Below are 13,264 nucleotides of genomic sequence, written 5' to 3'. Positions count from 1 at the left end.
GGACTTCAGGTGCGAATAGGGACGAATTTAGCGACGTAGCTCTCGCCGGTTTTGTCATAGAACAACTTGCCGTCCACTGCCTTGCCGCCGTTCTTGTCCAGAACAATGTCCATGCAGTTCACCGGCGCCTGAGCGTCGTCGATGAACACGCGATAGAGCACGGTGTCCTGGCCTTCGAAAGTGTTGGCAACAGCAGCGAGGGTGGTCGCTTTGCCTTTCTTGTTCTGTTCGTAGCCTTTAACCAGTTGGATACGAGGCTGCTTGGCAATCTCTGCGTTGTTGCGCAGCACGGCGATTGGCGTGATGGTCACCAGATTGCCGTTGACGTTGTTGGCCCAGACTCTGCCGTTGTAACCCGGCAGGTAATCGGTGGTCTCGTGCTCGGCCAGTTCTTGTCCGCTCGCAAGGTTCTTCACCGCGCCGGCAACCCGTGGGCGATCGGCTTCACAGCTCGCGACCGGCACGCTTGCGTTGGCTTTGCTGATCAGCGTGAAGCCCGTGGACTCCATGGGTTTGACCAGGCGGGCCAGTTGATTGACATCCGAGCTGGCGGGGCTTCCGCCGAAATCGATGAAGTTTGGGGCCAGCGCGGCAACCGGCTGCTCGGTAGATTTTTTCGGCGCCTCAGCTTGAGGTGCAGACGCAGCGACTTTGGCTTTCGGCGTGGGCTGGTTGCGCGTCCCATGGGCCAGATAGCGCGGGTTGCTGCGCTCCTGTTTAACGCGTTGTTCCAGCAGCGCCGTGGACTCCAGCTGGACGATTTCCACACGGCGATTCTGGGCGCGCCCTTCGGTGGTGGTGTTATCGGCCAAGGGACGGGCTGCGCCTACACCCTGGAAGTACAGACTCTGAGCGGAAATACCGGCCTCCGCCAGGACTTTGCCGACACTGCGCGCACGACGCTCGGACAGTTGCTGATTGAAGTCTGCGGAGCCGGTCGCGTCGGTATGCCCCACCACCAAAACCGCTTGCGGCTGAGCGTTGGACTGGCCTTGCGCCGGCTTGAACGCGTTGGCGAGCTTGCGCACCTGACGCAGGCCATCGGCTGTCAGTTGGTCGCTGCCCGTGGGAAACATGCCCTGATCTTCGACCTGGGCAACAATGCCCGCGTCCGCCATCACGGCAGGTTTGCCATTCTGCGCGGGGGCCTGTGCCTGCAGCGTGTCGATCTGCATTTTCAGGTGTTCTTCCTGCGCGATGCGCTGCAGTTCCTGCTGACGGTTCTGCCAGACATGGCCCACTGCGCAACCCGCTGCACCGCCGACCACACCGCCTGCGACGGCTTTGCCAGCATTACCCGTGGCGGCGTAGATCAAACCCGCGCCGAGCAATGCCCCACCTGCGCACCCTATCGCCGTGCCGTAATCACGGCCGGCCTGATCGAACGTGGCGCAACTGCTCAGCGTCACTGCCAGTGCCAGCACCGTCAGCTTGCCGGGATGAAAAGACTTCAATGCGTACGCTCCTTGTGAGACTGCGAAAGGCGCACGGACGTGATGACCGGGCGCAATCGCCTGTCTTCGTCCGTGATGAAAAGCCTTCAATGGATCCGATTTCTCAGGCGGTGGATTTCACCACAGCGGGGCAGGGGATTCAATGTCAAAGGGCCATTCCCGTTTGGTTTTGGGAATTTTTGCTGAGGGGATCAGCTTAGGCTGGCGATGTGCTGAGGACGGGGGTGATTGATGCTGATGCTTAACCGTTTAGTAAATGCCGCCCACAAAAAAACCGGCTCAAATCTGGCCGGTTTTTCTGTGCTTCAAGTCACGTAACCACTTGAAGGTGCTGCTGTTTGGTGCCCCGAGGGAGAATCGAACTCCCACTTCTTTCGAAAACGGATTTTGAATCCGCCGCGTCTACCAATTCCGCCATCAGGGCTCAATGGCGGCGAAGTATAGAGACGAGCCTACCGTTGGTCAATCATGTTTCATGGTCAATTTTCACTTATTCCGCTAAACTTCCCGGCCCTGCTAGACGAACCCCATCATGCGTGTCGCTGACTTTACCTTCGAGCTCCCGGATTCATTGATCGCTCGCCATCCTTTGGCGGAGCGACGCAGCAGCCGTTTGCTGACCCTCGACGGGCCAAGCGGCGCGCTGGCACACCGCCAATTCACTGATTTGCTGGAGCATTTGCGCCCTGGCGATCTGATGGTCTTCAACAACACCCGGGTGATTCCGGCGCGGCTGTTCGGGCAGAAAGCCTCGGGCGGCAAGCTGGAAATCCTCGTTGAGCGCGTGCTCGATCAGGACCGTGTGCTGGCCCACGTGCGCTCCAGCAAGTCGCCCAAGCCGGGTTCGACGATTCTCATCGATGGCGGTGGCGAGGCCGAAATGGTCGCGCGCCACGATGCGTTGTTCGAGCTGCGCTTCGCCGAGCCGGTGCTGCCTCTGCTCGAGCGCGTCGGGCACATGCCGTTGCCTCCTTATATAGACCGCCCGGACGACGATGCCGATCGCGAGCGCTATCAGACCGTGTACGCCCAGCGCGCCGGTGCTGTCGCGGCGCCGACGGCAGGTCTGCATTTCGATCAGACCATGATGGCCGCGATTGCCGAGAAGGGCGTCGAGACCGCATTCGTGACGCTGCACGTCGGCGCCGGGACATTCCAGCCGGTGCGCGTTGAGCGCATTGAAGATCACCACATGCACAACGAGTGGCTTGAAGTCACTCAGGACGTGGTCGACGCCGTGGCCGCTTGCCGCGCACGCGGTGGTCGGGTGATCGCCGTGGGCACGACCAGCGTGCGTTCGCTGGAAAGTGCCGCGCGCGATGGCGTGCTCAAGCCCTTCAGCGGCGACACCGATATCTTTATCTACCCGGGCCGACCGTTCCATGTGGTCGATGCACTGGTCACCAATTTCCATTTGCCGGAATCGACGCTGTTGATGCTGGTCTCGGCATTCGCCGGTTATCCCGAAACCATGGCGGCCTACGCGGCTGCGGTGGAGCACGGTTACCGCTTCTTCAGTTACGGGGATGCCATGTTCATCACCCGCAATCCCGCGCCGACCGCTCCCGGGGAATCAACCCCGACGGACTCGGCACCAGAGGATCACGCATGAGTCGCACCTGTCGTATGTCTTTCGAGCTGCTGGCCACCGATGGCAAAGCGCGTCGCGGTCGCCTGACCTTTCCTCGCGGCGTTGTCGAAACGCCTGCGTTCATGCCGGTCGGCACCTACGGCACGGTCAAGGGGATGCTGCCTCGGGACATCGAGGCCACCGGCGCTCAGATGATCCTCGGCAACACCTTCCACCTGTGGCTGCGTCCGGGTACTGAAGTCATCAAAGGCCACGGCGACCTTCACGATTTCATGCAGTGGAAAGGGCCGATTCTGACCGACTCCGGCGGTTTTCAGGTGTTCAGCCTGGGCGCGATGCGTAAGATCAAGGAGGAGGGCGTGACCTTCGCCTCTCCGGTTGACGGCGCAAAGGTGTTCATGGGGCCTGAAGAATCGATGCAGGTTCAGCGCGACCTCGGTTCCGACGTCGTGATGATCTTTGACGAATGCACGCCGTATCCTGCGGACGAAGAAGTTGCGCGCACCTCCATGGAGCTGTCGCTGCGCTGGGCCAAGCGGTCCAAGATCGCCCACGGCGAAAACACCGCGGCGCTGTTCGGCATCGTTCAGGGCGGCATGCACGAGAACCTGCGCATGCGCTCGCTCGAAGGCTTGAGTGAGCTCGACTTTGACGGCCTGGCGATTGGCGGCCTGTCGGTCGGCGAGCCCAAGGACGAGATGATCAAGGTCCTGGACTACCTGCCGGGCCGCATGCCGGCTGACAAACCTCGTTACCTTATGGGTGTAGGCAAGCCCGAGGACCTGGTTGAAGGTGTCCGCCGCGGCGTCGACATGTTCGACTGCGTGATGCCTACGCGCAATGCGCGCAACGGTCATCTGTTCATCGATACCGGTGTTCTGAAAATCCGTAATGCGTTTCATCGTTACGATGAGTCGCCGCTGGATCCGACCTGCGATTGCTACACCTGCAAAAACTTCTCCCGCGCCTATCTGCACCACTTGGACAAGTGCGGCGAAATGCTGGGTAGCATGCTCAATACGATCCATAATTTGCGCCATTACCAGCTGCTTATGGCTGGTTTGCGCGAGGCTATTCAACAAGGTACATTGGCCGCCTTTGTCGACACGTTCTATGCCAAACGCGGGCTTGTGACGCCGTTACTGGACTGAGCGACATCCGGTCTTTCGCTTCCTATTATTAAAATATGCAACTGGAGTGTTAAATGAGCTTTTTCATCTCTTCCGCTTTCGCGGATGCGGCTGCCCCTGCCGCTGCAGGCCCTATGGGCGGCGGTTTCGAGTGGATTTTCCTGGTCGGCTTTCTGGTCATCTTCTATCTGATGATCTGGCGTCCACAGGCCAAGCGCGCCAAAGAGCAAAAGAACTTGCTGGGCAACTTGCAGAAGGGTGATGAAGTCGTCACTACCGGCGGTATCGCAGGCAAGATCAACAAAGTGACTGATGACTTCGTTGTTATCGAAGTGTCCGACACCGTAGAGCTGAAAATCCAGAAGGGCGCAATCGCTGCCACCCTGCCCAAGGGCACTCTGAAAGCCATCTGATTCCAGTCTTTTACCAATCGACGGGGCGCGCAAGGCGCCCCGCGTTATAAGCAGGCGGCGTGATGTTGAACAAATACCCTCTGTGGAAATACATCCTGATCCTGGCAGTGCTGGTGATCGGTTTTATTTATTCCGCACCCAATCTCTACCCTGATGACCCGGCTATCCAAGTCACGGGCGCAAGCACTGCGCTGCAGGTCAATCAGGCTGATCTGGATCGCGTAAGCAAGGCGCTTACCGATGCTGGCATCGCGGTCAAGGGCGCTTCTCTGGCCGAGAATGGCAAGGGCGGTTTGTTGCGTCTGACCAAACAGGAAGACCAGCTGCCAGCCAAAGATGTCGCACGCAAGGCGCTGGGCGACGATTACGTTGTCGCGCTCAACCTGGCTCAGACCACGCCAAAATGGCTGCGCAGCATTGGCGCTACGCCGATGAAGCTGGGTCTCGACCTGTCCGGCGGCGTGCACTTCCTGCTTGAAGTCGACATGGACAAAGCGCTCAGTGCGCGTCTGAATGTCTACGAAGGCGAAGTGAAGAGCCTGCTGCGCAAAGAAAAAGTGCGTTATCGCAGCCTGCCGCAGGACAACGGCGCCATCCAGCTGGGCTTCAGCGATGCTGATGCCCGCGAACAGGCCCGTGCGCTGATCCGTAAGGACTACACCGATTTCGATATCACCACGAGCGATCGCGGCGAGATGCCGATCCTGCGTCTGGCCATGACGCCAGCCAAGATCGCTGAAATCCGCGAATACTCGATCAAGCAAAACCTGACCACCGTGCGTAACCGGGTCAACGAGCTGGGCGTCGCCGAGCCGCTGGTTCAGCGTCAGGGCGCCAACCGCATCGTGGTCGAGCTGCCAGGTGTTCAGGACACCGCCGAAGCCAAGCGTATCCTCGGCAAGACGGCCAACCTTGAGTTCCGTCTGGGCGCAGGTCCCGACGACAGCAAAGCCACCACCGAGATGTTCGAATTCCGCGAAGGCGGTCGTCCTGCGGCGCCGGTCGAGCGTGGTCTGATCATCACCGGTGACCAGGTAACCGACGCCAAGGCTGGCTTTGACGAGCACGGCCGTCCTCAGGTGAACATCAAGCTGGACGGCCATGGTGGCGATCTGATGAGCCGCGCAACCCGCGCGAACGTCGGTCGCAGCATGGCGGTGATCTTCATCGAGCAGAAGCCGACCACCACCTACACCAAGCAAATGGTCAACGGCGTCGAAAAAGACGTGCCGGTCCAGACGTTCAAGGAAGAGAAGAAGATCATCAGCCTGGCGACCATTCAGTCGCCGCTGGGTGCTCAATTCCGCATCACCGGCCTGAACGGCGCAGGTGAGTCGTCCGAGCTGGCGCTGCTGCTGCGTGCCGGTGGTCTGGCTGCACCGATGTACTTCGCTGAAGAGCGCACCATCGGCCCGAGCCTGGGTGCCGACAACATCACCAAGGGTATCGATGCATCCCTCTGGGGCATGCTGTTCGTCTCGCTGTTCATCCTCGCTATCTACCGTTTCTTCGGTCTGATCGCTACCGTGGCACTGGCCTTCAACATGGTCATGCTGCTGGCGCTGATGTCGCTGCTGGGTGCAACGCTGACCCTGCCAGGCATCGCCGGCATCGTCTTGACGATGGGTATGGCGGTCGATGCCAACGTGCTGATCTTCTCGCGGATTCGTGAAGAGATCGCCAATGGCATGACGGTTCAGCGTGCAATCAACGAGGGCTTCGACCGCGCGTATACCGCGATCCTCGACGCCAACCTGACGACGCTGCTGGTCGGCGGCATTCTCTTCGCGATGGGCACCGGCCCGGTGAAGGGTTTTGCGGTCACCATGTCCCTCGGGATCTTTACCTCGATGTTCACAGCCATCATGGTGACCCGCGCAATGGTCAACCTGATCTTTGGCGGTCGTGACTTCAAGAAGTTGTGGATTTAAGGGGCTGCCATGAAACGTACGATCAACTTCATGGGCGTTCGCAACATTGCGTTCGCCATTACCATGCTTCTTACCGTTCTGGCGTTGTTCAGCTGGTTCTATAAAGGGCTGAACTTCGGTCTGGATTTCACCGGCGGTACGCTGATCGAGCTGACCTACGAGCGCCCTGCCGATCTGCACAAAGTGCGCGAAGAGCTGGTTACGTCGGGTTATACCGAAGCGGTCGTGCAAAGCTTCGGTGCGACCACCGATCTGCTCGTTCGTATGCCGGGTGAAGACCCGCAGCTGGGCACTCAGGTTGCTGAAGCGCTGCGCAAGACAGGCGCCGATAACCCGGTGACCGTCAAACGCGTCGAGTTCGTCGGTCCGCAGGTGGGTGAAGAGCTGCGCGACCAGGGTGGCCTCGGCATGCTGCTGGCAATGGGCGGCGTTCTCGTCTACCTGGCTTTCCGTTTCCAGTGGAAGTTCGCGGTGGGGGCGATCATCTCGCTGATCCACGACGTGGTGGTGACGATGGGCATTCTGTCGTTCTTCCAGGTGACCTTCGACCTGACCGTTCTGGCCGCTGTATTGGCGATCATTGGTTACTCGCTCAACGACACCATTGTGGTATTCGACCGGGTTCGCGAGAACTTCCGTCTGCTGCGCAAGGCTTCGCTGATCGAGAACATCAACATCTCCACCACGCAGACCTTGCTGCGGACCATGGCCACCTCGATCTCCACATTGCTGGCGATCGTCGCGCTGTGGATCTTTGGCGGCGATAGCCTGCACGGGTTCTCGGTGGCACTGTTCATCGGTGTTCTGGCAGGTACGTACTCGTCGATCTACATCGCCAACGTGGTGCTGATCTGGCTGAACCTGCGCAGCGAAGACTTGCTGCCACCGGTCACGGTCGACAAGGTGGATGACCGTCCGTAACCAGTAATGGTAACCGGCCATCACCTGAAAAGGCGCGAGTGTGAACTCGCGCCTTTTTTTGTGCTCCAAGGCTGGGAGTAGCGCGAGCAATCGCGCTGAATATCGTCAGGAGGTTCACGTGAACAAGTCGTTGCTTATTGGTGCAGTATTGGGTGCCGTCGGTGTTACCGCCGGTGGTGCTTTGGCCACCTATAGCCTCGTAAAACAAAGCGGCCCAGAGTACGCAGACGTACTTGCCGTCGAGCCTGTTAAAGAACAAATCAAAACCCCGCGGCAAGTCTGCAAAGATGTTGCAGTCACTCACCGAGCGCCGGTGAAGGACGAGCATCAGATCGTGGGGAGTGTCATCGGTGCCGTAGCCGGTGGCCTGCTCGGCAACCAGGTGGGTGGCGGTAATGGCAAGAAGATTGCCACGGTCGCCGGTGCGGTCGGCGGGGGTTACGCCGGTAACAAGGTTCAGGAAGGCATGCAGAACCGCGACACTTACACCACCACCGAGTCGCGCTGCAATACCGTCAATGACATCAGCGATAAAGTCGTCGGCTACAACGTGAAGTACAAGCTCAACGACAAAGTCGGGCAGGTGCGTATGGATCGCGATCCGGGCAGTCAGATCCCTGTCAACAAGGAAGGTCAGCTGGAGTTGAGCCAAGCGGGCCAGTGATAGCACTAACCGTTCCTCAAAAAAGCACCTTCGGGTGCTTTTTTGTTGCCGGTGTCATGAGACTCAAGGGTACAAAAAAACCGGCACATGGCCGGTTCTCTTGTACAGCGTGCTGGGCTTAACGCTTCAGCGAAGTCGGCACAAATGGAGCGATCGACGTCAGCACTGCTTTGAAGCATTTGGTGTTGCCAGCAACGATGTGACCTTTTTCAAGGAAGTCGTGACCGCCGTTGAAATCGCTGACCAGTCCGCCTGCTTCCTGAATGAGCAGGGCGCCTGCGGCCATGTCCCATTCCGACAGGCCCGATTCCCAGAACGCGTCGAAACGGCCCGCAGCCACGTAAGCCAGGTCCAGGCTTGCGGCGCCGGCGCGACGGATACCGGCCGTCTGGCCCACCAGCGAACGGAACATGTTCATGTAGTTATCGAGGTTATCGAGCTGGTTTTCGCGGAACGGAAAACCGGTGCCGAGCAGTGCGCCTTCAAGGCTCTTGCGCGGGCTAACGCGCAGACGGCGGCCGTTCAGGGCAGCGCCACGACCACGGCTGGCGGTGAATTCTTCCTGACGGACCGGGTCCAGAACAACGGCGTGTTCCAGGCGACCGCGGTATTTGCACGCGATGCTGACGGCGAAGTGGGGAACGCCGCGCACGAAGTTGGTGGTGCCGTCGAGTGGATCGATGATCCAGAGGTAGTCGGTACCTTCGCCGCTGCCTTCATGCAGGCCGCTTTCTTCGCCAAGGATGCCGTGGGTTGGATACGCCTTGCGCAGTGCGGTAATGATGCTCTGCTCGGCGGCGCGATCGATTTCGGTCACGTAATCTTTCGCGTCTTTTTCGTCGACCTTGATGGTATCCAGGCGCTCGATGGAGCGGAAAATCAATTCGCTGGCGCTGCGGGCGGCGCGCAGCGCGATATTCAGCATGGGCTGCATGGATGGATCACCTAGGTCGTTAAAGAGAGCCGGCCATTCTATTGGTTCTCTTGGATGATTTCCAGCGCGAGTGCAGACTTTGCCGCGCGGCCGGTCGGCTTGGCGCGACGAGGTCGGGGGTGCCCTGTCTCCTTTTAGTGGCGTATCCGGCGCGTGAGGCGCAAGGTTCGTGGCGTTGCAGCAAGTGCTTCTGTAACATTCGTCCCCCTTTTCACCTGCTAGCGAGACTTCACCAGTGCTGCAAAAAATTCGTGTCGTCCTGGTCGGTACCAGCCATCCCGGAAATATCGGTGGCGCCGCACGTGCCATGAAAAACATGGGCCTTTCACGTCTGGTGCTGGTTGATCCCGCCATGTTTCCCCACCATGAGGCCGATGCACGGGCGTCTGGCGCGGGCGATATTCTGGAAGGTGCGCAGGTCGTGGCGACGCTGGAAGATGCGCTGGTAGGCTGCAATCTGGTGTTGGGCACTAGCGCCCGGGACCGCCGCATTCCCTGGCCGCTGCTCGACCCTCGTGAAGCGGGCGTCAAAACCGTTGAGCACGCCGCGCTGGGCGAGGAGATCGCACTGGTGTTCGGTCGTGAATACGCCGGCCTCACCAATGAAGAGTTGCAGCGCTGCCATTACCACGTACACATCCCATCAGACCCGGAATTCAGCTCGTTGAATCTGGCCGCCGCTGTGCAGGTGTTGAGTTACGAAACCCGCATGGCCTGGCTCGCGGCCGACGGTCAAGCGAGTAAGGTGGAGAAGTTCGAAGTCAATTCGGTGCGAAGTACCGAGCTGGCGACCATGGATGAGATGGAAAAATTCTATGAGCATCTCCAGTCCACGCTGGTTGCCATTGGCTTCCTTGATCCCGAGAAGCCTCGTCACCTGATGGCGCGGTTACGTCGTCTGTACGGCCGCTCTGCGGTCAATCGATCCGAGATGAGCATCTTGCGCGGCATCCTCACCGAGACCCAGAAAGCGGCCACCGGTGAACCCTATAAGCGGAAGGATCAGTAATGTTCGAGCGTTTGCGGGAAGACATTCAAAGCGTGTTTCATCGTGACCCGGCGGCTCGAAATGCCTTTGAAGTGCTGACCTGCTACCCCGGCATGCACGCGATCTGGCTGCATCGGCTGTCTGGCTGGTTGTGGCGCAACGAACTGAAATGGCCGGCGCGCATGGTCTCCAACTTCGGTCGCTGGCTCACCGGGATAGAGATTCACCCGGGTGCGAAAGTCGGTCGGCGCTTTTTCATCGATCACGGCATGGGCATTGTGATCGGCGAGACCGCCGAGATTGGCGATGACGTGACGCTCTATCAGGGCGTGACCCTGGGCGGCACCAGCTGGAACAAGGGCAAGCGCCATCCTACTTTGGAGTCCGGCGTGGTTGTCGGCGCGGGCGCCAAGGTGCTCGGACCGTTCACCGTGGGCGCCGGGGCAAAGGTCGGCTCCAACGCGGTGGTGACCAAGCCTGTGCCGGCGGGTGCAACGGTGGTGGGCATTCCGGGGCGGATCATCGTCAAGTCTGACGACGAGGCCGAAGCGAAGCGCAAGGCGATCGCCGAAAAGCTCGGCTTCGATGCGTATGGCGTTGGTGAGGACATGCCTGATCCGGTGGCACGCGCGATCGGCCAGTTGCTCGATCACCTGCAAGCGATGGACGTGCGCGTGGAGGACATGGGCAAGGCATTGAAAAGCCTGGGCGGCGAGTATCGCGAAAAAGAGCTGCCCGAGCTGCGTCAGGAAGTCTTCGACTGCATGAAAGAGCGTTGCGAGGTTAATGCGCCCCGGGAATAAGTCAGCGCGCGCCCTCAGGTCGAGCATGTGCCAATCCCGGCGTGTTTTGCTATGATGCCGCCGCGCTTTTGCGGGTAATCCCGACTGTTCCGCTAGGTCTTATAGTTGACTTAAATACTCGGGAATAGCATACTCGCCCTCATTCCGAACCTCCGCGGTACACGTCATGCGACTGACTACAAAAGGCCGATACGCTGTCACTGCCATGCTCGACCTGGCATTGCATGCGCAGCATGGGCCAGTGTCCCTGGCCGATATCTCCGAGCGGCAAGGGATTTCCCTTTCCTACCTCGAGCAACTGTTCGCCAAGCTGCGCCGCGGCAATCTGGTCTCCAGCGTGCGTGGGCCCGGCGGCGGTTATCAGCTGGCCCGTCAAATGCAGGGCATTCAGGTGGCGCAGGTGATCGACGCGGTCAACGAATCGGTTGACGCGACGCGCTGCCAGGGGCTCGGTGATTGCCATGCCGGTGACACCTGTCTGACCCACCACTTGTGGTGTGACCTCAGTCAGCAAATTCACGAGTTTCTAAGCGGTATCAGCTTGGCCGACCTCGTCACTCGCCGTGAAGTGCAAGAAGTCGCCCAACGTCAGGATCTGCGCCGTTGCGGTAGCAAGACGCAGCCACTGGACAAGATTGAAACATCCGCCGTTGAGTGAACGCAGATGAACGCGCGGCGCGCCTGCCCGATAGGAGATATTCAATGAAATTGCCAATTTACCTCGATTATTCCGCGACGACCCCGGTCGACCCGCGTGTTGCGCAGAAAATGAGCGACTGCCTTCTGGTTGATGGCAACTTCGGTAACCCGGCGTCGCGCTCCCACGTGTTTGGCTGGAAGGCCGAAGAAGCGGTCGAGAACGCCCGCCGTCAGGTTGCCGATCTGGTCAATGCCGACCCACGCGAAATCGTCTGGACTTCCGGTGCTACCGAGTCCAACAACCTCGCGATCAAAGGCGCTGCGCATTTCTATGCCTCCAAAGGCAAGCACCTGATCACCAGCAAAATCGAACACAAAGCCGTGCTCGACACCATGCGTCAGCTTGAGCGTGAAGGCTTTGAAGTCACCTACCTCGAACCGACCGAAGATGGCCTGATCACGCCGGCCATGATCGAAGCAGTGATGCGCGACGACACCGTTCTGGTCTCGATCATGCACGTCAACAACGAAATTGGTACGGTCAACGATATCGCTGCCATCGGCGAGATGACCCGTTCCCGCGGTGTGCTCTTCCACGTCGATGCAGCACAGGCTACTGGCAAAGTTGAAATCAACCTGGCCAACCTCAAAGTTGATCTGATGTCGTTCTCGGCCCACAAGACTTACGGTCCGAAGGGTATTGGTGCATTGTGGGTCAGCCGCAAGCCACGTGTTCGCATCGAAGCCGAAATGCACGGTGGCGGTCACGAGCGTGGCATGCGTTCCGGTACGCTGGCGACGCACCAGATCGTCGGTATGGGTGAAGCCTTCCGTGTGGCCAAAGAAGACATGGCTGCAGAGAACGTTCGCATCAAAGCCTTGAGCGATCGCTTCTATCAGCAGGTTGCGCACTTGGAAGAGTTGTACATCAACGGCAGCATGACTGCCCGTGTGCCGCACAACCTCAACCTGAGCTTCAACTATGTAGAGGGCGAGTCGCTGATCATGGCGCTCAAGGACCTGGCGGTTTCGTCCGGCTCCGCGTGCACCTCGGCTTCCCTGGAGCCTTCCTACGTGCTGCGCGCCCTGGGCCGTAACGACGAGCTGGCACACAGCTCGATCCGTTTCACCTTCGGTCGCTTCACCACTGAGGAAGAGATCGACTACGCCGCGCAGAAAGTCTGCGAGGCAGTGACCAAGCTGCGCGCCTTGTCGCCGCTGTGGGACATGTTCAAAGACGGCGTCGACATCTCCAAGATCGAGTGGGCGGCGCATTAATTCAAAGTCGCCACACCTGCGGCACTTTGAAAACAGCTTCCGAGTGCCGCGAGAGCGACGTGTTGTAACTGATGAGGAATTGCACCATGGCTTACAGCGAAAAGGTCATTGACCACTACGAGAATCCCCGCAACGTCGGCAAGATGAACGCGGAAGACCCTGATGTCGGCACCGGCATGGTCGGCGCGCCGGCTTGCGGCGACGTTATGCGTCTGCAGATCAAGGTGAACGAGCAGGGCATCATTGAAGACGCCAAGTTCAAAACCTACGGCTGCGGCTCTGCCATCGCGTCGAGCTCCCTGGCCACCGAGTGGATGAAGGGCAAGACTCTGGATGAAGCAGAGACCATCAAAAATACTCAACTGGCTGAAGAACTGGCCCTGCCGCCAGTGAAAATCCACTGCTCCGTGCTCGCTGAAGACGCCATCAAGGCGGCCGTTCGCGACTACAAGCAGAAGAAAGGCCTGCTCTGAGCAGAGTCTGTTCCGCTGCGTTAAGTAACTTGCGTGAGGTAAGGA

At 59.4% G+C, this 13,264-nt stretch carries 13 protein-coding genes and 1 tRNA gene; 11 read left to right on the top strand and 3 right to left on the bottom strand.

From position 1 onward, the window contains the following. Window positions 1–5 precede the first annotated feature (5 nt). Window positions 6–1,454, bottom strand: coding sequence for an OmpA family protein (locus IFT99_RS11350; protein WP_192132331.1), 1,449 nt, complete (start codon window positions 1,452–1,454; stop codon window positions 6–8). A gap of 339 nt (window positions 1,455–1,793) precedes the next feature. After that, window positions 1,794–1,878: transfer RNA gene (locus tag IFT99_RS11345), tRNA-Leu, on the bottom strand. Window positions 1,879–1,986: 108 nt separating this feature from the next. Between IFT99_RS11345 and queA the strand changes: the two genes are divergently transcribed. The 6 genes from queA (at window position 1,987) to IFT99_RS11315 (ending at window position 8,104) form a co-directional block, all read left to right on the top strand. Further along, entirely contained in the window at window positions 1,987–3,066 is a 1,080-nt protein-coding gene (gene queA / locus IFT99_RS11340; protein ID WP_192132328.1) for a tRNA preQ1(34) S-adenosylmethionine ribosyltransferase-isomerase QueA, read from the top strand. A gap of 14 nt (window positions 3,067–3,080) precedes the next feature. Further along, window positions 3,081–4,196 (top strand): tRNA guanosine(34) transglycosylase Tgt, encoded by a 1,116-nt coding sequence (gene tgt / locus IFT99_RS11335; RefSeq protein ID WP_167355804.1) that lies wholly within the window; start codon window positions 3,081–3,083, stop codon window positions 4,194–4,196. Between the two features lie 53 nt (window positions 4,197–4,249). Continuing rightward, a complete protein-coding gene (yajC, locus tag IFT99_RS11330) occupies window positions 4,250–4,588 on the top strand; it encodes a preprotein translocase subunit YajC (RefSeq protein WP_037012510.1) in 339 nt (112 codons plus the stop codon). Between the two features lie 62 nt (window positions 4,589–4,650). Continuing rightward, complete coding sequence (secD, locus tag IFT99_RS11325) at window positions 4,651–6,519, top strand: protein translocase subunit SecD (protein ID WP_192132326.1); 1,869 nt, start codon at window positions 4,651–4,653, stop codon at window positions 6,517–6,519. A gap of 9 nt (window positions 6,520–6,528) precedes the next feature. After that, entirely contained in the window at window positions 6,529–7,440 is a 912-nt protein-coding gene (gene secF, locus IFT99_RS11320) for a protein translocase subunit SecF (protein ID WP_192132324.1), read from the top strand. Between the two features lie 118 nt (window positions 7,441–7,558). After that, a complete protein-coding gene (locus tag IFT99_RS11315) occupies window positions 7,559–8,104 on the top strand; it encodes a glycine zipper 2TM domain-containing protein (RefSeq protein ID WP_065990034.1) in 546 nt (181 codons plus the stop codon). Between the two features lie 118 nt (window positions 8,105–8,222). Here the strand turns inward: IFT99_RS11315 and suhB are convergent, their stop codons facing one another. Continuing rightward, window positions 8,223–9,038 (bottom strand): type III secretion system regulator SuhB, encoded by an 816-nt coding sequence (gene suhB / locus IFT99_RS11310; RefSeq protein WP_065990032.1) that lies wholly within the window; start codon window positions 9,036–9,038, stop codon window positions 8,223–8,225. 235 nt (window positions 9,039–9,273) lie between these two features. Here suhB and trmJ point away from each other — a divergent pair, with 235 nt between their 5' ends. The 5 genes from trmJ to iscU all read left to right on the top strand — a co-directional run bounded on the left by trmJ (window position 9,274) and on the right by iscU (window position 13,219). Continuing rightward, window positions 9,274–10,047, top strand: a complete 774-nt coding sequence (trmJ, locus tag IFT99_RS11305; RefSeq protein WP_065990030.1) for a tRNA (cytosine(32)/uridine(32)-2'-O)-methyltransferase TrmJ — start codon at window positions 9,274–9,276, stop codon at window positions 10,045–10,047. Then, window positions 10,047–10,829 carry a serine O-acetyltransferase gene (gene cysE / locus IFT99_RS11300; RefSeq protein ID WP_192132323.1) on the top strand — a complete coding sequence of 261 codons (783 nt, stop codon included), beginning with the start codon at window positions 10,047–10,049 and terminating at the stop codon, window positions 10,827–10,829. Before trmJ ends, cysE begins: the two co-directional genes overlap by 1 nt. A 166-nt stretch (window positions 10,830–10,995) precedes the next feature. Continuing rightward, entirely contained in the window at window positions 10,996–11,487 is a 492-nt protein-coding gene (iscR, locus tag IFT99_RS11295) for a Fe-S cluster assembly transcriptional regulator IscR (protein ID WP_065990026.1), read from the top strand. 44 nt (window positions 11,488–11,531) lie between these two features. Continuing rightward, complete coding sequence (locus IFT99_RS11290; protein ID WP_065990024.1) at window positions 11,532–12,746, top strand: IscS subfamily cysteine desulfurase; 1,215 nt, start codon at window positions 11,532–11,534, stop codon at window positions 12,744–12,746. 86 nt (window positions 12,747–12,832) lie between these two features. Then, the gene (iscU, locus tag IFT99_RS11285; RefSeq protein ID WP_062383507.1) at window positions 12,833–13,219 is read left to right on the top strand and encodes a Fe-S cluster assembly scaffold IscU; all 387 of its coding nucleotides are present in this window, start codon (window positions 12,833–12,835) and stop codon (window positions 13,217–13,219) included. The last annotated feature ends 45 nt before the right edge of the window (window positions 13,220–13,264 follow it).

Origin of the sequence: Pseudomonas sp. CFBP 8772 (assembly GCF_014841665.1) — a bacterium.
In the GTDB taxonomy this organism is placed as follows: Bacteria; Pseudomonadota; Gammaproteobacteria; order Pseudomonadales; family Pseudomonadaceae; genus Aquipseudomonas; species Aquipseudomonas graminis_B.
Note: the sequence above shows the minus strand (reverse complement) of the source record. Positions and strands in the feature narration are given on the sequence as shown.

Bases quoted from the DNA above. Each gene is read 5' to 3' on its own strand.
- iscR (WP_065990026.1), top strand. From the start codon at position 10,996: ATGCGACTGACTACAAAAGGCCGATACGCTGTCACTGCCATGCTCGAC.
- cysE (WP_192132323.1), top strand. From the start codon at position 10,047: ATGTTCGAGCGTTTGCGGGAAGACATTCAAAGCGTGTTTCATCGTGAC.
- tgt (WP_167355804.1), top strand. From the start codon at position 3,081: ATGTCTTTCGAGCTGCTGGCCACCGATGGCAAAGCGCGTCGCGGTCGC.
- queA (WP_192132328.1), top strand. From the start codon at position 1,987: ATGCGTGTCGCTGACTTTACCTTCGAGCTCCCGGATTCATTGATCGCT.
- suhB (WP_065990032.1), bottom strand. From the start codon at position 9,038: ATGCAGCCCATGCTGAATATCGCGCTGCGCGCCGCCCGCAGCGCCAGC.
- yajC (WP_037012510.1), top strand. From the start codon at position 4,250: ATGAGCTTTTTCATCTCTTCCGCTTTCGCGGATGCGGCTGCCCCTGCC.
- IFT99_RS11290 (WP_065990024.1), top strand. From the start codon at position 11,532: ATGAAATTGCCAATTTACCTCGATTATTCCGCGACGACCCCGGTCGAC.
- secD (WP_192132326.1), top strand. From the start codon at position 4,651: ATGTTGAACAAATACCCTCTGTGGAAATACATCCTGATCCTGGCAGTG.
- secF (WP_192132324.1), top strand. From the start codon at position 6,529: ATGAAACGTACGATCAACTTCATGGGCGTTCGCAACATTGCGTTCGCC.
- iscU (WP_062383507.1), top strand. From the start codon at position 12,833: ATGGCTTACAGCGAAAAGGTCATTGACCACTACGAGAATCCCCGCAAC.